We start from the raw sequence: 26439 nt of genomic DNA, 5'->3' as shown, positions 1-26439 counted from the left end.
ATCTCCTTTATAGATATGAGCCGAACTGGCTAAAGTCAAAGACGTTTAAAAATTCCTGTGCTCGTTTGGTTTGTGGATTGGTGAAGAATTCCTGAGCCGTTCCTTCTTCAGCGATTTTCCCTTGGTCGAGAAAGATAATCCGATCTGCAATAGCTTGGGCAAACTGCATTTCATGAGTTACCAGTATCATGGTACGCCCTTCTTGAGCTAAGTCATTGATGAGTTCCAGAACTTCACGCACCATTTCTGGATCCAGTGAAGCTGTCACTTCGTCAAAGAGGATAATTTCTGGATGCATGAGAAGGGCACGGACAATCGCAACTCGTTGTTTCTGTCCACCAGATAATTGGCAGGCAAAACTGTCTTTTTTATCAAGCAAACCCACACGTTCCAGTAGTCGCAAAGCTTCCTCCGTTACTTCTTTCTTGTCTCGTCCCTGAGCTTTGATAGGGCCTAGTATGAGGTTTTGAAGGACATCTAGGTGAGGAAAGAGTTCATAACTTTGAAAGACCATGCCAATCTTTTGGCGAACCAGGTGAAAGTTTTTCTGGTTGCTAATAATGGACTGGCCGTCCAGAAGAATATCTCCACCCTGTATGGTTTCTAAGCCATTGAGGCAACGAAGGAGAGTGCTTTTTCCGCAACCAGATGGCCCTAGAATGACGACAACTTCCCCCTTTTTGATATTCAGAGAAAGGCCTTGGAGGATGGGATTGTCTCCAAAGGATTTTTTTAGGTCCTTGATTTCTAAAATAGTTTCAGACATTTAGTTCCTCCAATGTTTTTCTAAGTGAGTGGATAGTTTGGAAATAGGAAAACAGACTGCGAAATATAAGACCAGGATAGTTCCATAAATCCAAAAGGAAGCGGTTGGGATGGTCAAGCGATTGCTATCGATGATTTGTTGTCCAACCTTGGTAACTTCCACAACCCCGATCAAGACAACTAAGGAAGTCGTTTTAATCATCCGAGTGACAAGGTTGATGGCTTGCGGTAGTAGTCTTCTCAAGACCTGTGGAATGATAATATGATAGTAAAGTTGGAAGTTAGTCAAGCCCAGAGCCTGTCCGCTTTCAAACTGATGTTTAGGGAGGGAAGTGATGGCCCCACGAACCAAGTCTCCCATTTCAGCTGTACCCCAGAGGGTAAAAACGATAATGGCCGAAGTTTCACCTGAGATATTGATATTAAAGTTTCGAGCCAATCCAAAGTATACGATGAAAAGTAGTACTAGCTGGGGCATGATACGGATAAATTCCAGATAAAAGCGTGTTAAAAAACGAATAACTCTAGAATGTGAGGTCATGATGATTCCCAGGATTGTTCCGAAAATCATAGATAGAAGGACGGAGAGAATGGAAATTCCAATCGTGACACCCAATCCTTGTAGAATTCGCAGGAGATTATTTCCCTGAAAGAGTACTTGCATTCCCGAATCCTGCATGGCGGAGCCTCCTTTCTATCCAGCCAAAAACTAGAGAGATGGGCAGAAGCATAATCAGATAAGCAACTACCAACATGGCCAGTGCAATGTCTGTCTCATAATAGAGTCCAATCAAGTCCTTGGCTACGTACATGAGATCGGCTAAGGCTACTGCAGAGAAAACAGAGGTTTCTTTGATGAGGAAAATGACATTGGCACTAAAGGACGGTAGGGCTACCGCAGTCGCTTGCGGAAGAACCACATAGCGAAAGACCTGTACAGGCGTTAGACCAATGGCTAGACCAATCTCGTGCTGGGTTTGACTGACTGCTTCCAGTCCGCTTCTGAAAGATTCAGCCATGTAGGAGCCACCTAAAAAGATGAGCCCAACTGTTGCACAGACTTCTGAAGAAAGAACAATCCCTATTCGGGGAAGCCCGAAGTAGAGGAAGAAGAGCTGAATCAAAAGGGGCGTGTTTCGTGACAATTCGATGTAGGCTGTTGCTAACTGTGAAAAGATAGGAACGCGATAATGACGAATGACACTAACGATTAGACCTACAAGAAAAGAACCCAAAATTCCCCAAACTGCGATATGTAAGGTCAGAAAGAATGCCTTTTGATAGAGTGGTAAATATTGTTCAACAATGGACCAATCCAAAATAGAACCTCCCATCTAGGAATAATATAGCTATTGTAGCACTAAAGGACATGTTTGGATAATATGAATTTTTTATCACAATGATAGAAAATATTTATCATGTCTGTGATTTGAAATTTCCAGACAAAATTTTTGAAAGGATTCTGAAAAAGAGGTAAGATAGTTTATGTAAGTTAAAGTAAACGCTTACTTAATAAGGAGGACACTTTATGTCATATAAAACAAGCAATGCAGAAGGACCTGTAGATTTTATTAACACCTATGATTTGGAGCCAATGGCGCAACAAGTCATTCCTAAAGCTGCCTTTGGTTATATCGCTAGTGGAGCAGAAGATACTTTCACTTTACGCGAGAACATCCGTGCCTTTAACCACAAACTGATCGTTCCTCATACGCTTTGTGATGTTGAAAATCCAAGTACAGAGATTGAATTTGCAGGTGAAAAATTGTCTTCACCAATCATTATGGCGCCTGTTGCGGCTCATAAATTGGCAAATGAGCAGGGGGAAGTAGCTACTGCGCGTGGTGTGCATGAGTTTGGTTCTCTTTATACAACTAGTTCCTACTCTACCGTTGACCTTCCAGAAATTACGGAAGCTCTTCAAGGAACACCTCATTGGTTCCAATTTTACTTTAGTAAGGATGATGGAATTAACCGCCATATCATGGACCGTGTGAAGGCTGAAGGCTACAAAGCAATTGTCTTGACGGCGGATGCAACTGTAGGGGGCAATCGTGAGGTCGACAAGCGCAATGGTTTTGTCTTCCCAGTTGGCATGCCGATTGTTGAGGAATACTTGCCAGAAGGTGCTGGAAAATCAATGGACTTTGTTTACAAGTCAGCTAAACAACGCTTGTCTCCACGCGATGTCGAATTTATCGCTACATACTCAGGTCTTCCTGTGTATGTAAAGGGGCCACAATGCCGTGAAGACGTTGAACGTTCGCTTGCCGCAGGTGCTTCTGGTATCTGGGTAACCAACCACGGTGGCCGCCAAATCGACGGTGGACCAGCATCCTTTGACTCGCTTCAAGAAGTGGCTGAAGCAGTTGATAAACGTGTGCCAATTGTCTTTGACTCTGGTGTTCGTCGCGGTCAACACGTCTTTAAAGCCTTGGCTTCAGGAGCAGACTTGGTAGCTATTGGTCGCCCTGTGATCTATGGTTTGGCTCTTGGTGGTAGTGTTGGTGTGCGTCAAGTCTTCGAGCACTTAAATGCAGAATTGAAGACAGTCATGCAGTTATCTGGAACTCAGACTATTGAGGATGTCAAACACTTCAAACTCCGTCATAACCCATACAACCCAACCTTCCCAGTCGACCCTCGTGATTTGAAATTGTATTGATAAAGAAGACGGCCTCTACCTTATGTGGAGGTTTTTCTTTGTGTATAGAAAGAATAAATTGTTATTAGAAACTATATAAATATATTTTCCAGTCAAATATCTTGCTAGAGCTTTCAATTTCTGTTATACTGGTCCAGTAATTAAATAATAAAGACATTTGGGGTGCTTTAGGCTGAGATGATACCCATTGAACCTGATACAGTTAAGACTGGCGAAGGGAAATGTGAAAAGGTTTTTTTCGTATGTTGAAAAGAACTGTCTAATCTTGTAAGGTAAACTCTAATTCTCGTTTGTAATTGGAGTTTTTTTGTTTATCAAAAGAGGATAGGCTTGACCGCAAGCCTTTTGGTAGCTCTTCTTGAATGCCCCACTTTTCTTTAAAAAAGGAGTTTTTTATGTTGAAAAAATGGCAGTTAAAAGATGTTATCTTGCTTGCTTTCTTGTCTATCTTTTTTGGTGGCGTTTTTGTGGGTTCAGGCTATCTATTTGATATCCTCACCCTAATCTTGGCCCCTCTTGGTTTACAGGCTTTTGCCAATGAAATCCTCTTTGGTCTCTGGTGTATGGCTGCGCCCATTGCGGCTATCTTTGTTCCAAGAATCGGAAGTGCGACGATTGGAGAAGTGCTCGCTGCGCTTGCTGAAGTCCTATATGGTAGTCAATTCGGTCTAGGAGCTCTTTTGTCTGGCTTGGTTCAAGGTCTGGGAAGTGAATTTGGTTTTCTTGTAACCAAGAATCGCTATGAAAGTTGGCTCTCTCTAACTGCTAATAGTATTGGAATTACGCTTTTTAGCTTTGTCTATGAATACATTAAATTAGGTTACTATGCCTTCTCCCTTCCTTTTGTCCTTTCCTTGCTTGTGGTGCGTTTTATTTCTGTCTTTTTCTTCTGTACCATCTTGGTTCGTGCCATTGTCAAACTCTATCATCAGTTTTCAGCTGGAGGCAAGGCGTAGATGGGGCTGGAACTACGGGGGATTCAGTCACCAATCTTTTCGGAACCGATTGATTTTACTTTTCATGCGCAAGCTTTTACCTTGTTAGTTGGGAGCAGTGGTTCAGGAAAATCCAGTCTCTTTCAAATCATTGCCCAGGTCACTTCCTTACCCTATAGTGGTCAAGTCCTGATAGATGGAAACCAGGTCAGTCAGCTTTCAATCGTTGAACGTGTTCAGACGGTCGGCATTCTCTTTCAAAATCCCAATCACCAATTTACCATGGAGAACTTGTTTGAGGAGCTGATTTTTACCTTGGAAAATATTGGGCATCCCGTTCAAGAGATTGATGCTAAAATAGCAGAGGTGGTCCAGCAATGTCGCTGCAAGGCGATTTTGCACCGTCCCATTCATCACTTATCAGGTGGGGAAAAGCAAAAGGCTGCTTTGGCTGTTCTCTTTGCTATGAATCCTAGGGTCTATCTCTTGGATGAGCCTTTTGCTTCTATTGACCGCAAAAGTAGGATAGAGATATTGGAGATTCTAAAAGAGTTGGTCTCTGATGGGAAGACAGTTATTTTGTGCGACCATGATTTATCTGATTATGAAGCCTATATCGACCATATGGTGGAGCTAAGAGACGGGCAACTAAGGGAAATAAATCAACTCCCTACCTCTGAGATGACACAGGTTGCTTCAAAGGAAGTTGCTTCTAGCCCAGAACTATTCCATATGGATCGTGTGACTTGTGAGCTGGGAAATCGCCCCCTCTTTTCGATTGCTGATTTTACTATCTACCAAGGAATTTCCTGTATCTTGGGTGATAATGGTGTCGGGAAATCAACCCTCTTTCGCTCTATTCTTCAATTTCAAAAGTATAGAGGGCGCATTACTTGGAAGGGTTCGGTCCTAAAAAAGAAAAAGAGTCTGTATCGTGACCTGACGGGTGTCATTCAGGAAGCTGAGAAGCAATTTATCCGAGTCAGTCTGAGAGAGGAACTGCAATTAGATAGCTCAGACTCTGAAAGAAATCAGCGGATTCTCCAAGCTTTACGATATTTTAATTTGGATCAGGCACTCGATAAGAGTCCTTATCAATTAAGTGGTGGACAGCAAAAGATTCTTCAGCTATTGACCATCTTAACCAGCAAGGCTTCTGTGATTTTGCTAGATGAACCTTTTGCAGGTTTGGATGATAGAGCTTGTCATTATTTCTGTCAGTGGATTCTGGAGGACAGAGATCAAGGAAGCAGTTTTTTGATCATTAGCCATCGTTTAGATCCCTTGATTTCTGTGGTTGATTATTGGATGGAGATGACTAGTGAGGGGCTCCGTCATATTAAAGACGTGACCATCAGCAAACCTCTCAGTTTTCTGAGTAGCAATGCTCAAGGGGAGGTGAGGTAGTATGATCAAAGTCGCAACCCAGACACCGATACTAAGTCTCTTCTTGCTGATTTTATCCTTGGAAACATCTTTCATTCCTTCGATTGCTCTTAATCTTTCTGTAGTCGCATTTTGCATACTCTTTTTGCTCTATCACCGTCGATTTAAAATGTTGGCTTGGATGCTTGTGCTCGCCATTTTGCCATCCTTCGCCAACTATTGGGCAGTACAGTTACATGGGGATGCTTCGCAGGCAGTGATACTTGGGACGAGAGCTTTTGTGACGGTTTGTATCGGCCTTGTCTTTGTTTCCAGTATTTCCTTAAAAGAGCTTTTATTGTACTTGGCTCAAAAGGGGTTATCACGGTCTTGGGCCTATGCCTTAATTGTGGTATTCAATTCCTTTCCCCTCATTCAGCAAGAAATCAAGTCTCTAAAAGAAGCTTGCTTATTACGTGGTCAAGAACTGCATGTTTGGTCGCCCTTGATTTACAGCAAGGTTCTGATGACGGTCTTTAGGTGGCGCCATCTCTACTTGAGAGCTTTGTCTGCGCACGGATATGACGAACATGCACAGTTGGAGAATCACTATCGGACTTTTTATATTTCTAAAAAAACAAAATTAATCTACCTGCTGTTCTTTTTATTGCTTCAAACCAGTCTATTTTTATAAAGGAGTTATTATGGAATTTACAGATATTGCGATGGAATTATCCAAGGAAGCTTGGCAGGCTTCCTTTCATCACCCATTTGTATTACAGTTACAAGAGGGAAATTTAAAACCTTCTATTTTCCGCTATTACCTGATTCAGGATGCTTATTACCTGAAGTCTTTTTCAGAAGCCTATCACCTCTTGGCTGATAAGACTTCAAACGAGGAGATGAAAAGACTCTTGAAACAAAATGCCCAGAGTCTAGTGGAGGGTGAATTATTTATCCGTCAACAATTTTTCAAGGAATTAGGAATCAGCGATCATGAAATGGAGCAACATCCAATCGCTCCAACCTGTTATCATTACATTTCTCATATTTATCGACAGTTTTCAGAGCCAAACCTGGGGATTGCTTTTGCTAGTTTGCTTCCATGTCCTTGGCTATACCATGATTTGGGCAAGGAACTTAATCGCAAACCATCTCCGAATCCTCTTTATCAGCAGTGGATCGAGACCTATATCACCGATGAGTTAGAACAGCAGATTAAAGAGGAAGAAGCCCTGGTCAATCAGCTCTATCGCGAAAGCAACGAGACAGACAAACAAAAAATGCTAGAGGCCTTCCATCGAAGTGTCCACATGGAAGCTAAGTTTTGGGAGATGGCTTACCAACATCAAACCTGGACGAGTGATTTGCAGTCTTTAGAAAAAGAGAAGAAATAGAAAATGAGAAACCACCAACTACAAGTTCACAAATTAACCATTTTATCCATGATGATTGCCCTTGACGTAGTTCTTACACCCATCTTTCGAATTGAAGGAATGGCACCGATGTCCAGTGTAGTCAATATCCTTGCAGGGATCTTGATGGGACCTGTTTATGCCTTGGTCATGGCTACAGTCACAGCCTTTATCCGTATGTCTACTCAGGGCATTCCCCCTTTGGCCCTCACAGGAGCTACTTTTGGAGCCCTCCTTGCAGGTCTCTTTTATAAGTATGGTCGGAAATTTCGCTATTCTGCTCTAGGAGAAATCTTGGGAACAGGTATAATCGGTTCCATTGTTTCCTATCCTGTTATGGTTCTCTTTACGGGATCTGCTGCCAAGCTTAGCTGGTTTATCTACACTCCTCGATTTTTTGGAGCAACCTTGATCGGTACAGCGATTTCCTTTATTGCCTTTCGATTTTTAATCAAGCAGGAATTCTTTAAAAAAGTGCAGGGATATTTCTTTGGTGAAAGGATAGACTGATGCAGGAATTTACAAATCCCTTTCCTCTAACCTCTAGCTCCTTAATTCACTGCATCACCAATGAGATTTCCTGTGAAATGCTGGCCAATGGCATTTTGGCTCTGGGATCTAAACCTGTCATGGCAGATGATCCCCGTGAGGTTCTTGATTTTACTAAGCAAAGTCAAGCTCTCTTTATCAATCTGGGGCATTTGTCAGCAGAGAAGGAGAAAGCAATCCGTATGGCTGCTACTTATGCAGCTCAAGCTTGTCTCCCAATGGTAGTAGATGCGGTTGGCGTAGCAGCATCTCCCATTCGAAAGACCTTAGTCAGAGATCTTTTAGAATACAAGCCCACAGTCCTTAAAGGGAATATGTCGGAAATCCGAAGTCTTGTTGGCTTAAAACATCACGGAGTTGGGGTCGATGCGAGTGCTAAAGATCAAGAAACTGAGGATCTGCTTCAAGTCTTGAAAGACTGGTGTCAGCTTTATCCTGGTTTGTCATTTTTAGTCACTGGCCCCAAGGACCTCATTGTTTCGGAGAATCAGGTTGCAATATTGGGAAATGGCTGTGACGAATTAGACTGGATAACGGGGACAGGAGACCTGGTTGGAGCCTTGACAGCTGTTTTTCTCAGCCAAGGAAAGACTGCCTTTGAAGCTTCGTGCTTAGCGGTTTCTTATCTCAATATTTCTGCTGAGAGAATTCTTGTTCAAGGAATGGGATTGGAAGATTTCCGCTTTCAAACTCTCAATCAGCTCTCTCTTCTAAAAAGAGATAAAAATTGGCTAGATGCTATCAAAGGAGACTTTTATGAATAGAGAAGCACTCAGACTATATCTGGTAACCAATCGCTACCAAGATTCCTTGGAAAACTTTCTTGAAAAAGTCGAGACGGCCTGCCGTTCAGGTGTTACCATCATCCAACTACGAGAAAAAAATCTCACCACCAATCAATACTATCATCTGGCAAAACAAGTCAAGGAAATAACAGATGCCTATCAGGTCCCCTTAATTATCGATGATCGATTGGATGTTTGTCTTGCGGTTGATGCTGCAGGTCTACATATCGGAGACGATGAACTACCAGTTTCCGTTGCCCGCCAAGTCTTGGGTCCTGACAAAATCCTCGGTGTCACAGCTAAAACAGTAAAAAGAGCCCTCGAAGCAGAAACATCGGGTGCGGATTACTTGGGAACAGGAGCCATTTTCCCGACTACGACCAAAGAAAATGCACCCATCACCCTGATTTCAACCTTGAAAACCATTTGCCAAACGGTCGCCATTCCAGTAGTTGCTATTGGAGGCTTGACGTCAGAGAATATTGACCAGCTTGCTGCAACTGGTATAGCTGGTGTAGCTGTCGTACGTGATTTGATGCAGGCAGAAGATATTGAGGCAAAAACGCAAGCTTTTTTAACAAAGCTTGATGACATGATTTCTTAATCAAAAACTCTCTAATTTCCTTAAAGTGGGAACTAGAGAGTTTTTCTTAATCTTTAAAACTTGTATGGTTGACTGGACCAGAACCATGACCGAGTTGAGGAGAGTCTTGGATGGCTTTTGTGATAAAGGCCTTGGCCTTATCGACTGCTTGATAAAGGGTTTTTCCCTTGGCTAGTTCAGCCGTAATCACAGCAGCAAAGGTACATCCAGTACCATGGGTATGACAGGTTTGAATTCGAGGACTTTCCCAGACAAACTGTTCCTCTTTGGTAAAGAGGAAATCCTTAGCACCACCTTCAAGATGACCACCTTTGATAACTACAGACTGAGGACCAAATTCTTTTAAAATCAGGCGACCAGCACGTTGCATGTCTTCTGGATCATGGATTGAAAAACCAACAATTTCTTCTGCCTCAGGAAGATTGGGCGTGATAATGCTTGCAAGGGGAAGCAGATTTGTTTTTAGGTAGCTTCTCGCACTGGAATCAATTAGGGCGTCCCCACTCGTAGCGACCATAACAGGGTCAAGCACATAGGGACAATCTAGCTTTTTAAGATAGGGCTGGATAATCTCCATGATTTCAGTAGTTGCCAACATACCAGTTTTTACAGCCTGGGGCTTGATATCCGAAAAGACACTCTCCAATTGAGCTTCCAACATTTGGTTGGAGACGTGCTCGATTAATTGAACGCCTCTGGTATTTTGAGCGACAAGACTGGTCACAACGGCCATTCCATAGACATCTCTAGCTTGGAATGACTTTAAATCAGCCATAATGCCAGCACCGCCACTAGGGTCAGTCCCTGCAATAGTTAGAGCAACGGGTAAATAAGTCATCTAAAACCTCCCAACCAACTGAAGTTTGTATTCTTAAGAACAAGCTAGTCTGTTTCAGGAAAGTAATAGAAGACCAGCTAGTCCTCATCATCATTTCCACTTCCATCAGCTAGCATTACCTAGATTGAGTCAAAGGGATCTAACAGTCGTTAATCTCAGCTTTACGCACCCCTAGTGGTTGTTTTCTTTTTTCTACAGTATAGCATATTTTTATAGTTTATATAGTGAAATTTGATTGAAAATCTCTCGTTACATGATTATAATTCTATTTTTCTTTTCGAAAAAATAATAAAAATTATAGTTGACAAATGTAGATTTTCGGAGTATACTAATAACTGTAATCGACAAATGTAGATTTAGGAGGTGTGATTATGCAGATTTCAGATGCAGAATGGCAGGTCATGAAGATTATTTGGATGCAAGGGGGACAGACCAGCACGGATTTGATCAGGGTTCTGGCAGAGCGGTTTGACTGGTCCAAGTCCACTGTTCAAACTCTTTTGGCTCGCTTAGTAGAGAAAGAGTGTTTGACTCGGAAAAAAGAGGGCAAGTCCTTTGTTTATTCGGCCCTTTTAACTTTGGACCAAAGTCGGGATTTACTTGTCCAAGATATCAAGGACAAGGTTTGTTCTCGTAGGATTAAGAACTTGTTGGCTGATTTGATTGTCGAATGTGATTTCACTTTGACTGATTTGGCAGACTTGGAAGCTGTGATTTCTGAAAAGAAAGCCAGGGCAGTTTCTGAAGTAAAATGTAATTGTATGTAAAGGAGACGCCATGTTAAATAGTATTGTAACCATTATTTGTATTGCCCTTATAGCGTTTATCTTGTTTTGGTTTTTCAAAAAGCCTGAAAAATCTGGACAAAAGGCCCAGCAAAAAAAGGGCTACCAAGAGATTCGTGTGGAGGTCATGGGGGGCTATACGCCTGAGTTGATTATTCTCAAGAAATCAGTGCCAGCCCGTATCGTCTTTGACCGTAAGGACCCTTCACCCTGTCTAGATCAGATCGTCTTTCCAGATTTTGGTGTGCATGCGGATCTTCCTATGGGTGAAGAGTATGTAGTGGAAATCACACCTGAGCAGACTGGAGAGTTTGGCTTTGCATGTGGTATGAACATGATGCACGGCAAGATGATTGTAGAGTAGGAGGAGACTATGACAGAAATTGTGAAAGCAAGCCTAGAAAATGGCATTCAAAAAATCCGTATCCGAGCTGAAAAAGGCTATCATCCAGCCCACATTCAGCTTCAAAAAGGGATTCCCGCTGAGATTACCTTTCATCGTGCCACCCCTTCAAACTGTTATAAGGAAATTCTTTTTGAAGAAGAAGGGATTCTAGAACCAATCGGTGTAGACGAGGAGAAGACAATTCGTTTTACACCTCAAGAATTAGGTCAACATGAATTTTCATGTGGCATGAAGATGCAAAAGGGGAGCTATACCGTAGTTGAGAAGACGCGAAAATCTCTATCCCTTTTACAGCGTTTTTGGATTACTAGTATCTTTACCCTGCCTCTTGTTTTCCTCATGATCGGGATGTTGACAGGGACTATTAGTCATCCAGTCATGCATTGGGGCACCTTTTTAGCCACAACGCCTATTATGCTGGTAGCAGGTGGTCCTTATATTCAGAGTGCTTGGGCCAGCTTTAAAAAACACAATGCCAACATGGATACCTTAGTGGCACTGGGAACTCTGGTAGCCTATCTTTATAGTCTGGTTGCTCTCTTTGCTGGGCTCCCTGTTTACTTTGAAAGTGCTGGATTTATCCTCTTCTTCGTTCTTTTAGGGGCAGTTTTTGAGGAGAAAATGCGAAAAAACACTTCCCAAGCTGTGGAGAAATTACTTGATTTGCAAGCTAAAACAGCAGAAGTCTTGCGTGATGATCGCTATGTTCAAGTTCCTTTGGAACAAGTCAAGGTAGGTGACCTGATTCGAGTGCGTCCCGGTGAAAAGATTGCGGTTGATGGTGTTGTAGTCGAAGGCGTCTCCAGTATTGACGAATCCATGGTGACAGGTGAGAGTCTGCCAGTAGACAAAACAGTTGGAGATACTGTGATTGGCTCTACCATCAATAATAGTGGCACTCTTATTTTTAAAGCAGAAAAAGTTGGTTCAGAGACTGTCTTGGCACAGATTGTGGACTTTGTGAAGAAAGCTCAAACCAGCCGTGCACCGATTCAGGATTTGACGGATAAAATTTCAGGGATTTTTGTTCCTGCAGTTGTCATTTTAGCGATTCTGACTTTTTGGGTTTGGTTTGTCTTGCTTGAGGCTAGCTTTGTGACCTCTCTCCTTTATGGGGTGGCAGTGTTGATTATCGCCTGCCCTTGTGCCTTGGGACTTGCAACACCAACGGCCCTTATGGTGGGGACAGGTCGCAGTGCCAAGATGGGGGTTCTCCTAAAAAATGGAACAGTCTTACAGGAAATCCAGAAAGTCCAAACTCTCGTCTTTGATAAAACAGGGACTTTGACAGAAGGGAAACCTGTGGTAACAGATATTATCGGCGACGAAGTAGAAGTGCTTGGATTGGCAGCCTCCTTGGAAGAAGCTTCCCAACACCCACTGGCTGAGGCCATTGTCAAGCGAGCGAGTGAAGCTGGACTTGAGATTCAAACTGTTGAAAATTTCCAAGCCTTGCACGGAAAAGGTGTCTCAGGGCAAATCAATGGGAAACAAGTCTTACTTGGAAATGCTAAAATGCTAGATGGCATGGATATTTCTAATGCTTATCAGGAAAAACTTGAAGAACTGGAAAAAGAAGCTAAGACAGTTGTGTTCTTGGCTGTTGACAATGAAATCAAAGGCTTGCTTGCACTACAAGATATTCCTAAGGAAAATGCTAAACTTGCCATCAGTCAGTTGAAAAAACGAGGTCTTAAAACAGTCATGCTGACAGGGGATAATGCTGGTGTGGCGCGTGCCATTGCAGATCAGATTGGCATTGAAGAGGTCATTGCAGGTGTATTGCCAGAAGAAAAAGCCCATGAAATCCATAAACTACAATCAGCTGGAAAAGTAGCCTTTGTTGGGGATGGTATCAATGACGCTCCTGCCCTCAGTGTAGCGGATGTGGGAATTGCTATGGGAGCTGGAACAGATATTGCCATCGAGTCAGCAGATTTGGTGTTGACAACTAATAACCTCTTAGGAGTTGTTCGTGCCCTTGATATGAGTAAGAAAACCTTTAATCGAATTCTGCTCAATCTTTTCTGGGCCTTTATCTACAATGTCGCCGGAATTCCGATTGCAGCAGGAGTCTTTTCAGGAATTGGTCTCGTTCTCAATCCAGAACTGGCAGGTCTAGCTATGGCCTTTAGCTCTGTATCTGTTTTGATTAGTTCACTCATGCTAAACGTTACTAAGATAGACTAAAAGCGGGCTTGCCCGCTTTTTATACTCTTTGAAAATCTCTTCAAACCACATCAATTTTATCTGCAACCTCAAATCTCTGCTTTGAGCAACTTGCGGCTAGTTTCCTAGTGTGCTCTTTAATTCTCATTGAGTATTATAAAACAGTTCTAAAAAACGCTTTCAAACTGTACTGTAATAGAGAATAAAAACTTCTGAGCACATTTTTAGGAGACAAAAAACAATTATGGTAAAGTAGTAGAGTAAAAATTTGCTGAAACGTTTCCAATTAGTATATGAAAACGGATGAATCAAATTTTAAAAATATTTGAAGGAGAGTTATAATGACTCAAGGGAAAATTACTGCATCAGCAGCAATGCTCAACGTATTGAAAACATGGGGCGTAGACACAATCTACGGTATCCCATCAGGAACACTCAGCTCATTGATGGACGCTTTGGCTGAAGACAAAGATATCCGCTTCTTGCAAGTTCGCCACGAAGAAACAGGTGCTCTTGCAGCGGTTATGCAAGCTAAATTCGGCGGCTCAATCGGGGTTGCAGTTGGTTCAGGTGGTCCAGGTGCGACTCACTTGATTAACGGTGTTTACGATGCAGCTATGGATAACACTCCATTCCTTGCTATCCTTGGATCACGTCCTGTTAATGAATTGAACATGGATGCCTTCCAAGAATTGAACCAAAACCCAATGTACAACGGTATCGCTGTCTACAACAAACGTGTCGCTTACGCTGAGCAATTGCCAAAAGTAATCGACGAAGCTTGCCGTGCTGCAGTTTCTAAAAAAGGTCCAGCTGTTGTTGAAATCCCAGTAAACTTCGGTTTCCAAGAAATCGACGAAAACTCATACTACGGTTCAGGTTCATACGAACGTTCATTCATCGCTCCTGCCTTGAACGAAGTTGAAATTGACAAAGCAGTTGAAATCTTGAACAATGCTGAACGCCCAGTTATCTACGCTGGTTACGGTGGTGTTAAAGCTGGTGAAGTGATTACTGAATTGTCACGTAAAATCAAAGCACCAATCATCACAACTGGTAAAAACTTTGAAGCCTTTGAATGGAACTATGAAGGTTTGACAGGTTCTGCTTACCGTGTTGGTTGGAAACCAGCCAACGAAGTTGTCTTTGAAGCAGATACCGTTCTTTTCCTTGGTTCAAACTTCCCATTTGCTGAAGTTTACGAAGCATTCAAGAACACTGAGAAATTCATTCAAGTCGATATTGACCCTTACAAACTTGGTAAACGTCATGCCCTTGACGCTTCTATCCTTGGTGATGCAGGTCAAGCAGCGAAAGCAATCCTTGACAAAGTAAACCCAGTTGAGTCTACTCCATGGTGGCGTGCAAACGTGAAGAACAACCAAAACTGGCGTGATTACATGAACAAACTCGAAGGTAAAACTGAGGGTGAATTGCAATTGTACCAAGTTTACAATGCAATCAACAAACATGCTGATCAAGACGCTATCTACTCAATCGACGTAGGTGACACTACTCAAACATCTACTCGTCACCTTCACATGACACCTAAGAACATGTGGCGTACATCTCCACTCTTTGCGACAATGGGTATTGCCCTTCCTGGTGGTATCGCTGCTAAGAAAGACAATCCAGATCGCCAAGTATGGAACATCATGGGTGACGGTGCATTCAACATGTGCTACCCAGACGTTATCACAAACGTTCAATATGACCTTCCAGTTATCAATGTTGTCTTCTCAAATGGTAAATATGCCTTCATCAAGGACAAATACGAAGACACAAACAAACACTTGTTTGGTTGTGACTTCCCTAATGCTGACTATGCGAAAATCGCTGAAGCACAAGGTGCTGTAGGATTTACAGTTGATCGTATCGAAGATATCGATGCAGTTGTTGCTGAAGCTGTTAAATTGAACAAAGAAGGTAAAACTGTTGTGATCGATGCTCGCATCTCTCAACATCGTCCACTTCCAGTAGAAGTACTTGAACTCGATCCAAAACTTCACTCAGAAGAAGCAATCAAAGCCTTCAAGGAAAAATACGAAGCAGAAGAACTCGTACCATTCCGCCTCTTCTTGGAAGAAGAAGGATTGCAATCACGCGCAATCAAATAATTTCTCTCATCGAAAATCAAATGTAAACGTTGTAGATTTTATTCTTTGATTTTCAAGAGTCGAACTTGAAAAGATCGGAGTAATCTGATCTTTTTCTGGAGGATAGTAAATGAATTTAAATCAATTAGATATCATCGTTTCAGAAGTTCCTCAAGTCTGTGCTGACTTGGAGCGTATTTTGGATAAAAAAGCCGATTATGTTGACGACAGTTTTGCTCAGTTTACTATTGGCAGTCATTGTCTTATGTTGTCAGAGAAACATTTGATTTCTTTGGAAAACTTTCAGTCAGGAATCATTCTTCACATTGAGGTTGAGGATGTAGAGCAGAATTACCAACGGTTGAAAGATCTTGGTATCACAGTTTTAAACGGCCCAGCTGTAACTGATTGGGGGACAGAATCCTTGCTTGTAAAAGGTCCAGCTAGTTTAGTGCTTGATTTTTATCGTATGAAATAGGGCGCGTAGTCATTTGACGTTAACCTTAGCTATTTTTAAAATAGAAATTGAGAATGCGAATTATTAAAAGATCGGAGCAATCCGGTCTTTTTATAACGGTTTTTAGCACACAAATGATTGACAGCGCTTTCTTGTTGCGCTATAATGAACATAAATATAGGTGGAGTGAGTGCTTTAAATAAATTAGGAAGGAGGAAATAATGCGTTTTTAAAGCATTTATCTTATTAGAGTCTTAATTGGTATTGATTAGTGAGTAGGGAGGGGAGGTGATTTCCCCTCTTTTTTCGTATAAAAGGAGTCATCTATGTATGGTTTATTAAAAAAAATATTAGCATGTTCTTCCTTTGTCTTGATAACCCTTGTCGGTCTTCTCTTTGTTTACCACTATAAGAGTGAATTGTTGGGAGGTTATAGTCAGAAAGTTGATGTTGTGAGTTCGACTAGTTCCATTGCTACGGATTTACAGAAAATTGCAGAAGATACTGGAACTGTTCTGGCGAGGAGAATAGTAGATGTTAAAGAAAATGAGAGAGGTGAGGTGGAAAACACTTACATTCCTATTGGAGGAGAACTACCAAAAGATTTACCCTTACAAGAAAACCAAGGACTTATTCAAAATGCTTCATATAATACTCTTTATATTATTGTCAAAGGAAATCTAAGCGCTCAAGATTTGGCAGGCAGATTGATTGAAAAGGGACATCAAGCGAATGCTGTGGAAGCAAATTCTGGACTCACCCTCTTAAAATTTCTCTTAGTTTATCCACAAGCTATTATGATAGCCTTTGTTTTTCTAATTTCTTTTCTTACACTCCTGGTTGCGGACTATATTGTTAATATTCGATCGGTCAGTATCAAGAGAATATCAGGATTAGGTAAGTATCAGATTGCCCTTAGGGGAATTTGGAAAGAGAGTCTTTTTTTAGTAGGGAGTGCTAGCATTGTATTTGTACTAGCTATTCTTATACTTATTTTACAAAGAAATGCTACATTACTTGCTATAGAATTGATTGGATTTCCCTTACTAGCTTGGTTAGTCATTCTACTTTTTCTAAACTTTTTTGCCTCCAATCTGTTTTATCATATCTTACAGAGACAACCGATGAACCTATCCCTTAAGGGGAAAGCTCCCTTGCATTTGATTTTTGTTTTGGTTATTGTAACACAGATTTTTTCACTCCTAACGGTTATGTACAGCATTTATGGGGTGGTGGATATGACTAGACAAGTGAGAACCTTGGAAGAAGGGAAGCAAGCGTGGACACAATATCCTAGTTATTTTGCGACTCATGGTCTTGATACAGGAGAGGAGAAAGTTGATAAAGAAAGAGTACAGGCATTTTACGGTGACTTAGTCTCAAAAACTGAGCCACTATACATTGGAACTACTTTAGATTATATTGCTATGTCTAGTAATTCTCAGAAAAACTCTGATTATCCAACTTCTGAAAATATTTCAAATCAACTAAAAGTTAATCGAAAGTTCATTAAGCAAAGTGGTCTTCAACTAAACACAGAAGGACAAGCTTTCTTTGAACAAATGGGAGACTTTGATCGTTTGATTTTAATTCCAAAGAGTAAGGAAAATAAGATTGAGGATTTGAAAAAGCTTTGGTCTCGGTTTGTTCAAAAGGGATTTGCACCCGATAATGCACCAATTAGGAAAAATCATCCAGATGAAAGAGTGGAAGTTGCGACTTATGAGGGAGGAGAAAACCTCTTTATCTATCCGATTTTTACTTCTGTACATTACTTAGTTAATCGAGATAGTTTTGTTCACGATCCGATTATTATCGTGTATGGATCTGCTTATGAAAGACAAGAAGTTGCAGGATTTGATATATCAAACTATGTTTTTGACCATCCTGAGCAAGTCAGGGAAATTATAAAACAGTATAAAATGACAGCACATATCGGAAGCTTTACTAATGGTCTTTATTCTTTTGAATCAAAAATCCAACAGGTGACAGTGGAAAGATTGTTACTCTTTATTGCGTCGTGCATTAGCCTAGCTACTTCCGTCCTGTTGATGATTCTGTTAAATACACTTTATTTTTATCAAGGGCGTAAGACTTATTTTATTGAACGTTTAGCAGGAAAATCTCTTATTGTGATTCATCATTTTTACTTGCTTACCTTGATGTGTGGTTACTTTTTATTAGCAGGTTTGGCTACTTTCTTACATCTCCCAATCTTGGTTACGCTATTTCCTATTTTTATGGCTGTTGGTTTTCTCGCACTCTTTTTCTTTCAATTAAGGCAACACCAAACAAGTAGTATCTTATATCTGAAAGGAGGGTAATATGATTGAGTTAAGAGATATTCAAAAGACATTTGATGGGCATGTTGTTCTTCGTGATTACTCTTATCAGTTTTGTGAGGGGAAATCTTATGCCTTGATAGGAGAATCAGGTGCTGGTAAGACAACTTTGTTAAATATCATTGGAAAGCTAGAAACAGCTCAAAATGGTACAGTAGAAATAAATGGCATTGACCTTAGAAAGATAAAGGAAAAAACTTATTTTAAAGATTTTGTTAGCTATCTTTTTCAAAATTATGGATTAATTGAAAACAGGAGTATTAAAGATAATTTGGAATTGGCTTTTATTGACAAGAAACTTTCCAGAAAAGATAAAGTGGAACAAATGTGTGAAGCATTAAAAAAGGTTCATCTCCAGCTCGATTTGAATCGGAAAATTTATTCTTTATCTGGTGGGGAAGCCCAACGTGTTGCCATAGCTAAAGTCATGCTAAAGGATTCTCCAATTGTACTTGCGGATGAACCTACGGCTTCGTTGGATGAAAAAAATAGCCGAGAGATTATTGATTTGATTCTTGGGTTACAAAATGAAAAACGTATTATTATCATTGCGACTCATGATAAAAGCGTTTATGAGCGTTTAGATGAAGTGATAGTGGTAAGAAAGGAGCAGAAATGAAAAATCGATTTAGTTTGACGCTTATCTTTTTTCAGGTAATGATAGCGGGCTCCTCTCTTTTTGTTATCCTAACTCAGTTTGGTTTACTTCGTCAACCTGTAAAAATCATCATACAGATGATCTGTCTTTTTAGTTTTTTATCTGTATGTATTACTATCTACAATTATGTTCGTGAAGAAAAGGATTAAAAGATACTGTTTTTATGAATGACTGTATGATAGTTTTAATGTTCAACCTGATTGGGGAACGGAATCGCTACTAGTTAAAGGCCCTGCTGGTTTAGTGATTGATTTTTATCGTATGAAATAGGTCGCTTAATCATTTGAAGCTAACCATAATTATTCTTAATACAGAACGTGAGAATATGAACTATTGAAAGATCGGAGCAATCCGGTCTTTTTCTGTTTCCTCTTTCTTATCATAAGATTATGATAGTTTACATCTTCATAACAAAAGCTTCAAAGTCTTGATTGTTTTGAAAAAAGATTATAAAATATGATTCATAAAAAATGAAAGAGGTTTTGAAAATGTCTGAAAAACAAATGAAAATTTTGGGTTGGGTAGCGACCTTCATGTCCGTTATGATGTATGTCTCTTACTTCCCACAAATCATGAACAACTTGGCTGGTCAAAAAGGCAACTTCATCCAACCCTTAGTCGCAGCCATCAACTGTAGTCTATGGGTTTATTACGGTCTTTTCAAGAAAGAAAGAGATATTCCCCTTGCGGCTGCTAATGCGCCAGGTATCGTTTTTGGCCTAGTAACGGCTATCACAGCTTTGATTTAAAAATAAGACTAGTTTCAGTCTTTTTTTGTACATAAAAATAGATTCTCAAGTAAAGGAAGTCTAATGAGAGTTGAGGAAAACAGCCGTTGACAGCGAGCTATCTGAGTGCTGCTTTAGAGGTTCCTCCATAAAGTAAAAGATTATTTCGTTACTATTTTTATAAAATCTTCTCTCTACTTTATAAGATGTAAAAAAGAGTTCAATTAGACCTGGCTTTTTGCTATAATGAAGTGAGAAAAACAGACAGGAGAATAAGATGTCAGAACCATTATTTTTAAAATCAGTTATGCAAGAAAAAATCTGGGGAGGCACCAAACTTCGTGATGAGTTTGGCTACGACATTCCAAGTGAAAAAATCGGAGAATACTGGGCTATCTCAGCTCATCCAAATGGAGTTTCTAAGGTAGCCAATGGTCGCTACGAGGGGATAGATCTAGCAACTTTGTATGCGGAACACCGTGAATTGTTTGGCAACCGTCCAGAACCAGTATTTCCGCTTTTGACTAAGATTCTCGATGCCAACGACTGGCTCAGTGTCCAAGTTCACCCAGACGATGCCTATGGACTAGAGCATGAAGGCGAACTTGGAAAAACAGAATGCTGGTATATCATCGCTGCAGATGAAGGATCAGAGATTATCTATGGCCACAATGCCAAATCAAAAGAAGAACTTCGCCAGCAAATCGAAGCTAAAGACTGGGATGGTCTATTAACAAAAGTCTCTGTCAAGGCTGGTGATTTCTTCTATGTACCAAGCGGAACCATGCACGCTATTGGAGCAGGTATCTTGATTCTTGAAACCCAGCAGTCTAGCGATACCACCTATCGTGTCTATGACTTTGACCGTAAGGATGACAAGGGTAACTTGCGTGAACTTCACCTTGAAAAATCTATCGATGTTTTAAACATTGGAGAGCCTGCCAATAGCCGTCCTGTAACTATCAAAGCTGATGATTTGCGTTCAACTCTTCTGGTGTCTAATGACTTCTTCGCCGTTTACAAGTGGGAAATCACTGGAAAAGTTGACTTTGAAAAGACAGTTGACTACAGCTTGTTGAGTGTCTTAGCTGGTCAAGGTCACCTCACTGTTGATGGAAAAAACTATCCGATTCAAAAAGGGAGCCACTTTATCCTACCAAGTGATGTTGAAACTTGGACCTTGGAAGGGCAAGGTTTGGAATTGATTGTTAGCCATCCATAAAACATAAAATAAAGGGCTTGAGATTGATACTCAAGTCCTTTTTGATTACATAAATTGGGCGATAAAGACCACGATGATGATGATTGGAATGATGAAACGAAGGAGGAAAAGCCAGACTTGGAAAAGTCCTTGTTTCCATGCTCTTTCATCAAGATGCAGTTCCTCCATGGCAAGGGCCTTTTTAAAGATATAGCCAGTAAAAAGAGACAGACAGAGAGCCCCAAATGGCATGAGGAGGTTGGAAACCAAGAAGTCCATAGCATCAAAGAAGGTCTTCCCAAAAATGTGAACATCCGCCATAACACCGTAAGAAAGGGCTGAAGGAATTCCAAAGACAAAGGTCAAGATTCCTAAAATGGCACTCCACTTAGCCCGCTTGCTGTTGTCCTGATTGGTGATATTCCCCACATTGATTTCCAGCATAACGACAGAAGAAGTAACCGTCGCAAAGAGGAAGAGCAAGAGGAAAAGAATGTAGAAAATGGTTCCAAAGGGCATCTTGTCAAAGAGTTGAGGTAAGACGATAAAGAGCAAGCTAGGTCCCCCTTCAGACTGGATGTTGAAGGCTGACATAGCAGGGAAAATGGCTAAACCTGCCATGATGGATACCGAGATATTCATGGCTACGATGGAGATCCCTGACTGGACCAGATTGGTTTTTTTGTCCAAGTAAGACGCATAGGTCAGCATGGCTGTAACCCCTAGTGAGAGGGCAAAGAAAGATTGTCCCAGAGCATAGAGGAGACCAGCACTGGTCAGTTTTGAAAAGTCTGGTTTGAGGAAGTAGAGAACGCCTTCCATGGCATTTGGCAAACTGAGAGAGCGCCCAATGATCACGACAAAAATGATAAAGAGCAGGGGCATCATGACTTTCGAAGCTCTTTCGATCCCTTTTTGGACCCCACGTGATACAATAAAGATATTCAATAAGATAAAGGCAGCTTGAGCTCCTAGGGCAATGGCTGGATTTGAAATGATTGAAGTAAATAACTGAGCATAATCACCCGTTCCGCTAAGTTGGAACAATTTTCCAAACTCAATGCCTAGATAGACTAGAATCCATCCTCCAATGACACTGTAAAAGGATAGGAGGATAAAGAGGGCAAAGGCACCAATCCAACCAATAAAATTGTATTTGCTATTGTTGCCCAGTTTTCCAAAGGTTTTGATAGCAGAAACACCAGCACTACGACCAAGGGCAAATTCAGCAAGCAGGAGCGGGAAACCGATTAAAATAGTGGAAATGAGAAAGACCAACAAAAAGCCTCCTCCGCCATTAGCAGCAGTCATATAGGGAAACTTCCAAACGGCACCAAGCCCGATGGCTGAGCCAGCAGATGCTAGAATAAAGCCTAGTTTCGATCCCCATTGTGATTTTTCTGACATAGTTGAAACTCCAATCTCGTTTTTTAAAATAAGAAAAGGCTACTTGAGTTGTCAAATAGCCTTCCCTCAATGGCTCTTTACGAGCCTTCTGTTTGATTGATAGACTTGACTATCCTATCATGTTTTCTAAGGTCTGTCAAGAAAACCATTTTCAAGTTTTCACACCTTTCTCAAAAAGTTAAAAATTTTTCGCAAAAACACTTGACTCTGACCTAAGGAGAGGGTTTATACTATCTATGTAAGGAGGAAATCATGTACCATATAAAAGAAGCTGCGCAGCTTTCAGGTGTCTCTGTCAAGACCCTGCACCACTATGACAAGATAGGACTCTTGGTCCCCTTAAAGTCGGAAAACGGCTATCGAACTTACAGTCAAGAGGATTTGGAACGCCTTCAGGTCATTCTTTACTACAAATATCTAGGCTTTTCTTTAGAAAAAATAGCAGAGCTATTAAAGGAAGAAAGGACAGATTTATTGCCCCATTTGACCAGGCAGTTGGACTATCTAACTCGAGAAAGGCAACATCTGGATACCTTGATTTCCACCTTGCAAAAAACCATTCAAGAACAAAAAGGAGAAAGAAAAATGACGATTGAGGAAAAATTCACTGGATTTAGCTATCAAGACAATCAAAAATACCACCAAGAAGCGGTAGAGAAATATGGGCAAGAAGTCATGGATCAGGCCCTCGAACGCCAAAAGGGTCGTGAAGATGAGGCTACGGCTGCCTTTAACCAAGTTTTTCAAGCTTTGGCTCATAACCTTAAAAATGGGCTAGCTGCAACAGCAGCTGAAAACAAAGAGCAAGCAGCTAAGCTCTTGCAAGCCATTCGCACTTATGGATTTGACTGCTCCGTTGAAGTATTCGGTCATATCGGTAAAGGCTACGTCTACAACCCAGAGTTTAAGGAAAACATTGACAAATTTGGACCTGGAACAGCCCAGTACACATCAGATGTCATATCGGCTTACGTCCAGACAAATGCAGAATAAATAGGCTAGGAATTTCCTAGCCTATTTTTTACTTCAAGTCATAAAGCCAGTCGTCACCGTCTTTGTAGTAAAAGAATTCACTGAGATTCTCTTCTAAAAAAACACGAAGCATATCAGACATATCATCAGTAGCAAGTTTTAGATGAGACAGATTGTCAAAATCCTCCCACCAAACTTTCCCTTCGTCTGAAGACTGGAGTTCACCAGTAAAGTATTCTGTCTTGTAAAAAAGGACGACATAACGATAATCCTTGTCATCGTACCAGTTTTTGATACCACAGAGTTGGGGTTTGGAAATGGTCAGACCAGTTTCTTCTTTCACTTCACGAATGACAGCATCGACAAAGGATTCGCCACGTTCAACATGACCACCAGGAAAAGTAATGCCTGGCCAGTCAGGGCTAACTCTGTCTTGGACCAGAACCTTGTCCCCATTTTTAATCAAGCACATGTTGACAAATTCAACTGATTCTCTTCTATTCATTTTTTACAACCTTTGATATTTAATCATAATGTAGACTTCCTGCTACCCAGCCGGTGCAGAGGGCAGAAGTGATGTTGAAGCCACCCGTGTGGGCATTGATATCTATGACTTCGCCAGCAAAGTGGAGACCAGGAACGAGCTTACTTTCCAGAGTTTTGGGATTGATTTCCTTGAGACTGACACCGCCTTTGGTGACAAATGACTTGGCAAGAGACATTTTGCCAGTCACAGGGATTTTGAGAGCCTTGATAGACTGGAGTAGTTGCTCGCGTTCTTTTTCAGTTAGCTGTTTAACTTTGTCAGGATATTCTTGAACAAAAAATTCTGCCAAGCGTTCTGGAAGCAAAGTTTTCAAAGCATTTTTCAAGGATTTTTCCCGATTATCTTCTAGAAATGCAGCCAAGTCTCTCTCAGAAAGTTGAGGCAAAACATCCAGTGAAAGAACTTCTCCACCCTTGACAAAACTAGACATACGCAGAGCAGCAGGACCGGATAGACCAAAGTGAGTAAAGAGCAGATCGTGGGTGATGACATGCTTGCCATAGCTTAAGGTCACATCGTCTAGTGAAATCCCCTGAAGCGCTTTGTGTGGAAAATCAGTCAACAATGGGCTTTCAGCAGCTTCAAGCTCAGTAATGGTATGTTTGAAATGGCGGGCAATCTCGTGACCGAAACCAGTCGAACCAGTGGAAGGATAGGATTTACCACCTGTTGTGACAATGAGTTTATCGCAAGTGAAGCTTTGGTCTGCGGACTTAAGGACAAACTGGTCGTCTATCTTTTTAACCGAAATAATTTCTGTTTGAGTAGCAACTTGACCACCGAGTTCAGTGATTTTCTTTTCTAGCGCCTCGATAATAGTCCGAGACTTGTCACTAGCAGGAAAGACGCGTCCATGGTCTTCGACCTTGAGTTTAACACCATTTTCCGTAAAAAAGTTGATGATATCATGGTTATCAAACTGGGAGAAGACACTGTAAAGAAAACGCCCATTTCCCGGGATGCCAGCCATTAGGTCATCTAAAGTTCCATTGTTGGTTACATTACAACGACCACCGCCTGTTCCAGCTAATTTTTTGCCAAGTTTTCGATTTTTTTCGATGAGAAGAGTTTTCTGACCATAAAAGCTACTGGAAATGGTAGCCATCATGCCAGCAGGTCCACCACCGATGACAATAGTATCAAAATGTTTCATAGCTCTATTGTACCACAAAAAACAAGAGATGCTTGGCATCTCTTGTTGCTCATAATCTTAGTTGATTTCATATCCCATCAACAAACCGCCATCTTCTGCATAGAAACTGCAGAGACCAGACGTCGGAATGATTTTGATATCCGCTTGCGGGAAGGTTTCCAGCAAGCGTTCTGACAATTGCTGACAGAATTTTTCATTGCAACGATGAGCCATGACGATATGGCCACCAGCGTAGCCAGCCTTGATGAGTTCTTCATAGGCTGCTTGAAGGGATTTTTTTGGTCCACGCGCTTTTTGGAGCAGTTCTAGGGTTCCAGTTTCACTTGCTTCCCCAACCATACGGATGTTGAGGAGGCCAACGACAGTACCAATCAGCTTACTCAAACGGCCATTTTTGACCAAGTTATCGACCTTAGCGAGGACAAAAAGCAACTTCGTTTTTTCTTGGTAGGCTGTAATCGCTTCAACAATTTCCTCATAAGAAAGTCCTTGATCAATCAAACTATTGATTTTCTCGACAATCAAGTCAACCTCACCACCTGCAGACAATGTATCGATCACATGAATCTGAGTGTCAGGATGTTCTTCAAGATAGATATTCTTAGCGAGCTGTGCACTATTATGGCTACCTGAAAGAGTACCAGTAATGGTAACGACAAAGATATGCTTAGCACCTTCAAATGCACGTAAGTAATCATCAGGGCTAGGACAGGCTGATTTTGAAGCCTCAGAAGTCGCATACATGGTTTCCATCATGTGGTTAATGTCGAGATTGGCATCATCGATAAAGACCTGATCAGCTACTTGAATGGTTAAAGGAACACTAACAAATTCCGTATCAATAGCAGGAGTTGCCAGTTGACGATAATCACAACCAGAGTCAGCTACAATCTTCCAAGTCATAGAAATTCTCCATCTTTGTCACTTATACATTGACAAAGGTTCTGTCTTTTTTTACAATTATATCATGAAAGCCCTTGAAACAAAAGTACCACCTCTCTGTTGTCACAAGTAGAAAGAAATTGTTATGTCTGAACGTAAAATATCTGAAAAATCTCTTGAAAATCTCAGAAAATCAAATCAAGAATCCAATTTTTTAACCAGAGAAGCAATCGAGACGGCTCTTTTGCAGCTTCTAGAGAAAAAAGACTTGGCTAAGATCAGCATTTCGGAGCTGGTCAAACGGGCGGGTGTCTCTCGTGCTGCCTTCTATCGTAACTATGACTCCAAAGAAGAGATTTTGGAAAGTGTTTTTAAACGCAGTGTCCATAACATTATGGAACAGTTGAGCCACTACGATGTCAAAACCGATCTTTATCTAGTCTGGGTACACCTTTTCCGCGCAGCTAAGAAAGAAGCCAAGGTTATCCAACTTGCTCTGGACTACCATTTGGAAAAGATTTTTGTCCAAGCCATGCAGGAATTTCTAGAAAAATATCACGGAAAATCAAAAGGCGTTAGTAGCTACCTTCATTCCTTTTGGAGTTCTGCCATCGTATCGGTTCTGCTCAAATGGATCAAGGATGGCATGAAGGTTCCAGCTGAAAAGATTGCAGATTTACGCTTGCCATTTTTCAAAAAATAGGGGATAAGGAGA

27 protein-coding genes, 1 pseudogene and 2 riboswitches are annotated in these 26439 nt (G+C 41.1%); of the genes and pseudogenes, 20 read left to right on the top strand and 8 right to left on the bottom strand.

Going from position 1 to position 26439, the window contains the following annotated elements; all coding sequences use genetic code 11:
* Positions 1–7 precede the first annotated feature (7 nt).
* The 3 genes from D8844_RS01235 to D8844_RS01225 are packed head-to-tail and all read right to left on the bottom strand — an operon-like array spanning position 8 to position 2084.
* The gene (locus D8844_RS01235; RefSeq protein ID WP_125421261.1) at positions 8–766 is read right to left on the bottom strand and encodes an amino acid ABC transporter ATP-binding protein; all 759 of its coding nucleotides are present in this window, start codon (positions 764–766) and stop codon (positions 8–10) included.
* Complete coding sequence (locus D8844_RS01230; protein WP_125421258.1) at positions 767–1444, bottom strand: amino acid ABC transporter permease; 678 nt, start codon at positions 1442–1444, stop codon at positions 767–769.
* Positions 1404–2084 carry an amino acid ABC transporter permease gene (locus tag D8844_RS01225; protein WP_125421255.1) on the bottom strand — a complete coding sequence of 227 codons (681 nt, stop codon included), beginning with the start codon at positions 2082–2084 and terminating at the stop codon, positions 1404–1406. The genes D8844_RS01230 and D8844_RS01225 overlap by 41 nt, the downstream gene beginning before the upstream one ends.
* A gap of 209 nt (positions 2085–2293) precedes the next feature.
* On the opposite strand from D8844_RS01225, the gene lctO reads away from it, so the two are divergent.
* The 8 genes from lctO (at position 2294) to thiE (ending at position 9083) form a co-directional block, all read left to right on the top strand.
* Positions 2294–3430 (top strand): L-lactate oxidase, encoded by a 1137-nt coding sequence (lctO, locus tag D8844_RS01220; protein WP_000120743.1) that lies wholly within the window; start codon positions 2294–2296, stop codon positions 3428–3430.
* A gap of 148 nt (positions 3431–3578) precedes the next feature.
* A riboswitch (TPP riboswitch) is annotated at positions 3579–3667 on the top strand.
* 158 nt (positions 3668–3825) lie between these two features.
* Positions 3826–4386 carry an ECF transporter S component gene (locus tag D8844_RS01215; RefSeq protein WP_185757654.1) on the top strand — a complete coding sequence of 187 codons (561 nt, stop codon included), beginning with the start codon at positions 3826–3828 and terminating at the stop codon, positions 4384–4386.
* Complete coding sequence (locus D8844_RS01210) at positions 4387–5772, top strand: ATP-binding cassette domain-containing protein (RefSeq protein WP_125421249.1); 1386 nt, start codon at positions 4387–4389, stop codon at positions 5770–5772. It abuts the gene before it with no gap.
* Between the two features lies 1 nt (position 5773).
* The gene (locus D8844_RS01205; protein WP_125421246.1) at positions 5774–6424 is read left to right on the top strand and encodes an energy-coupling factor transporter transmembrane component T; all 651 of its coding nucleotides are present in this window, start codon (positions 5774–5776) and stop codon (positions 6422–6424) included.
* Positions 6425–6434: 10 nt separating this feature from the next.
* Positions 6435–7127 (top strand): thiaminase II, encoded by a 693-nt coding sequence (gene tenA / locus D8844_RS01200; protein WP_125421243.1) that lies wholly within the window; start codon positions 6435–6437, stop codon positions 7125–7127.
* Between the two features lie 3 nt (positions 7128–7130).
* The gene (gene thiW, locus D8844_RS01195) at positions 7131–7655 is read left to right on the top strand and encodes an energy coupling factor transporter S component ThiW (protein WP_125421240.1); all 525 of its coding nucleotides are present in this window, start codon (positions 7131–7133) and stop codon (positions 7653–7655) included.
* Positions 7655–8458 carry a hydroxyethylthiazole kinase gene (thiM, locus tag D8844_RS01190; protein WP_125421237.1) on the top strand — a complete coding sequence of 268 codons (804 nt, stop codon included), beginning with the start codon at positions 7655–7657 and terminating at the stop codon, positions 8456–8458. The genes thiW and thiM overlap by 1 nt, the downstream gene beginning before the upstream one ends.
* Positions 8451–9083 carry a thiamine phosphate synthase gene (thiE, locus tag D8844_RS01185; RefSeq protein WP_125421234.1) on the top strand — a complete coding sequence of 211 codons (633 nt, stop codon included), beginning with the start codon at positions 8451–8453 and terminating at the stop codon, positions 9081–9083. The genes thiM and thiE overlap by 8 nt, the downstream gene beginning before the upstream one ends.
* 46 nt (positions 9084–9129) lie before the next feature.
* On the opposite strand, the gene thiD is transcribed toward thiE, so the two are convergent.
* The gene (thiD, locus tag D8844_RS01180) at positions 9130–9921 is read right to left on the bottom strand and encodes a bifunctional hydroxymethylpyrimidine kinase/phosphomethylpyrimidine kinase (protein ID WP_125421231.1); all 792 of its coding nucleotides are present in this window, start codon (positions 9919–9921) and stop codon (positions 9130–9132) included.
* Between the two features lie 84 nt (positions 9922–10005).
* A riboswitch (TPP riboswitch) is annotated at positions 10006–10104 on the bottom strand.
* Positions 10105–10292: 188 nt separating this feature from the next.
* Between thiD and D8844_RS01175 the strand changes: the two genes are divergently transcribed.
* From D8844_RS01175 to manA, 10 genes and pseudogenes are all read left to right on the top strand, one after another.
* Positions 10293–10688 (top strand): CopY/TcrY family copper transport repressor, encoded by a 396-nt coding sequence (locus D8844_RS01175; RefSeq protein WP_125421228.1) that lies wholly within the window; start codon positions 10293–10295, stop codon positions 10686–10688.
* Positions 10689–10698: 10 nt separating this feature from the next.
* Positions 10699–11070, top strand: coding sequence for a cupredoxin domain-containing protein (locus D8844_RS01170; RefSeq protein WP_000935056.1), 372 nt, complete (start codon positions 10699–10701; stop codon positions 11068–11070).
* 9 nt (positions 11071–11079) lie between these two features.
* Complete coding sequence (locus D8844_RS01165; RefSeq protein ID WP_125421225.1) at positions 11080–13302, top strand: heavy metal translocating P-type ATPase; 2223 nt, start codon at positions 11080–11082, stop codon at positions 13300–13302.
* A 320-nt stretch (positions 13303–13622) separates the two neighbouring features.
* Positions 13623–15398 (top strand): pyruvate oxidase, encoded by a 1776-nt coding sequence (spxB, locus tag D8844_RS01155; RefSeq protein ID WP_000191808.1) that lies wholly within the window; start codon positions 13623–13625, stop codon positions 15396–15398.
* Positions 15399–15507: 109 nt separating this feature from the next.
* Positions 15508–15855, top strand: a complete 348-nt coding sequence (locus tag D8844_RS01150; protein WP_125421222.1) for a VOC family protein — start codon at positions 15508–15510, stop codon at positions 15853–15855.
* 305 nt (positions 15856–16160) lie between these two features.
* Positions 16161–18158 (top strand): DUF1430 domain-containing protein, encoded by a 1998-nt coding sequence (locus tag D8844_RS01145; RefSeq protein WP_125421220.1) that lies wholly within the window; start codon positions 16161–16163, stop codon positions 18156–18158.
* 1 nt (position 18159) lies between these two features.
* A complete protein-coding gene (locus tag D8844_RS01140) occupies positions 18160–18795 on the top strand; it encodes an ATP-binding cassette domain-containing protein (RefSeq protein WP_125421217.1) in 636 nt (211 codons plus the stop codon).
* A 228-nt stretch (positions 18796–19023) separates the two neighbouring features.
* Positions 19024–19104 (top strand): annotated as a pseudogene (locus D8844_RS01130) (VOC family protein); the annotation flags it as partial.
* A gap of 218 nt (positions 19105–19322) precedes the next feature.
* Positions 19323–19583: a SemiSWEET family transporter gene (locus tag D8844_RS01125; protein ID WP_001291473.1), complete on the top strand. Its 261-nt coding sequence runs from the start codon at positions 19323–19325 to the stop codon at positions 19581–19583.
* A gap of 256 nt (positions 19584–19839) precedes the next feature.
* Positions 19840–20784 carry a mannose-6-phosphate isomerase, class I gene (gene manA, locus D8844_RS01120; RefSeq protein ID WP_001294269.1) on the top strand — a complete coding sequence of 315 codons (945 nt, stop codon included), beginning with the start codon at positions 19840–19842 and terminating at the stop codon, positions 20782–20784.
* 45 nt (positions 20785–20829) lie between these two features.
* Here the strand turns inward: manA and D8844_RS01115 are convergent, their stop codons facing one another.
* Complete coding sequence (locus D8844_RS01115; RefSeq protein WP_002882569.1) at positions 20830–22170, bottom strand: sodium-dependent transporter; 1341 nt, start codon at positions 22168–22170, stop codon at positions 20830–20832.
* 252 nt (positions 22171–22422) lie between these two features.
* Here D8844_RS01115 and D8844_RS01105 point away from each other — a divergent pair, with 252 nt between their 5' ends.
* On the top strand, positions 22423–23163 hold the full coding sequence (locus D8844_RS01105) for a MerR family transcriptional regulator (protein WP_049490321.1): 741 nt from the start codon (positions 22423–22425) through the stop codon (positions 23161–23163).
* Positions 23164–23191: 28 nt separating this feature from the next.
* On the opposite strand, the gene D8844_RS01100 is transcribed toward D8844_RS01105, so the two are convergent.
* The 3 genes from D8844_RS01100 to D8844_RS01090 are packed head-to-tail and all read right to left on the bottom strand — an operon-like array spanning position 23192 to position 25745.
* A complete protein-coding gene (locus tag D8844_RS01100; protein WP_049490320.1) occupies positions 23192–23647 on the bottom strand; it encodes an 8-oxo-dGTP diphosphatase in 456 nt (151 codons plus the stop codon).
* Between the two features lie 19 nt (positions 23648–23666).
* Complete coding sequence (gene aao / locus D8844_RS01095) at positions 23667–24842, bottom strand: aminoacetone oxidase (RefSeq protein WP_125421215.1); 1176 nt, start codon at positions 24840–24842, stop codon at positions 23667–23669.
* A gap of 57 nt (positions 24843–24899) precedes the next feature.
* Positions 24900–25745 carry a DegV family protein gene (locus D8844_RS01090; RefSeq protein WP_125421212.1) on the bottom strand — a complete coding sequence of 282 codons (846 nt, stop codon included), beginning with the start codon at positions 25743–25745 and terminating at the stop codon, positions 24900–24902.
* Between the two features lie 124 nt (positions 25746–25869).
* Between D8844_RS01090 and D8844_RS01085 the strand changes: the two genes are divergently transcribed.
* Positions 25870–26427, top strand: a complete 558-nt coding sequence (locus D8844_RS01085) for a TetR/AcrR family transcriptional regulator (RefSeq protein WP_000003897.1) — start codon at positions 25870–25872, stop codon at positions 26425–26427.
* The last annotated feature ends 12 nt before the right edge of the window (positions 26428–26439 follow it).

The organism is Streptococcus oralis (genome assembly GCF_003942875.1).
Taxonomy (GTDB): domain Bacteria; phylum Bacillota; class Bacilli; order Lactobacillales; family Streptococcaceae; genus Streptococcus; species Streptococcus oralis_BX.
The sequence above is the reverse complement of the archived record's forward strand: the minus strand, read 5'-3'. Positions and strand labels throughout refer to the sequence as shown.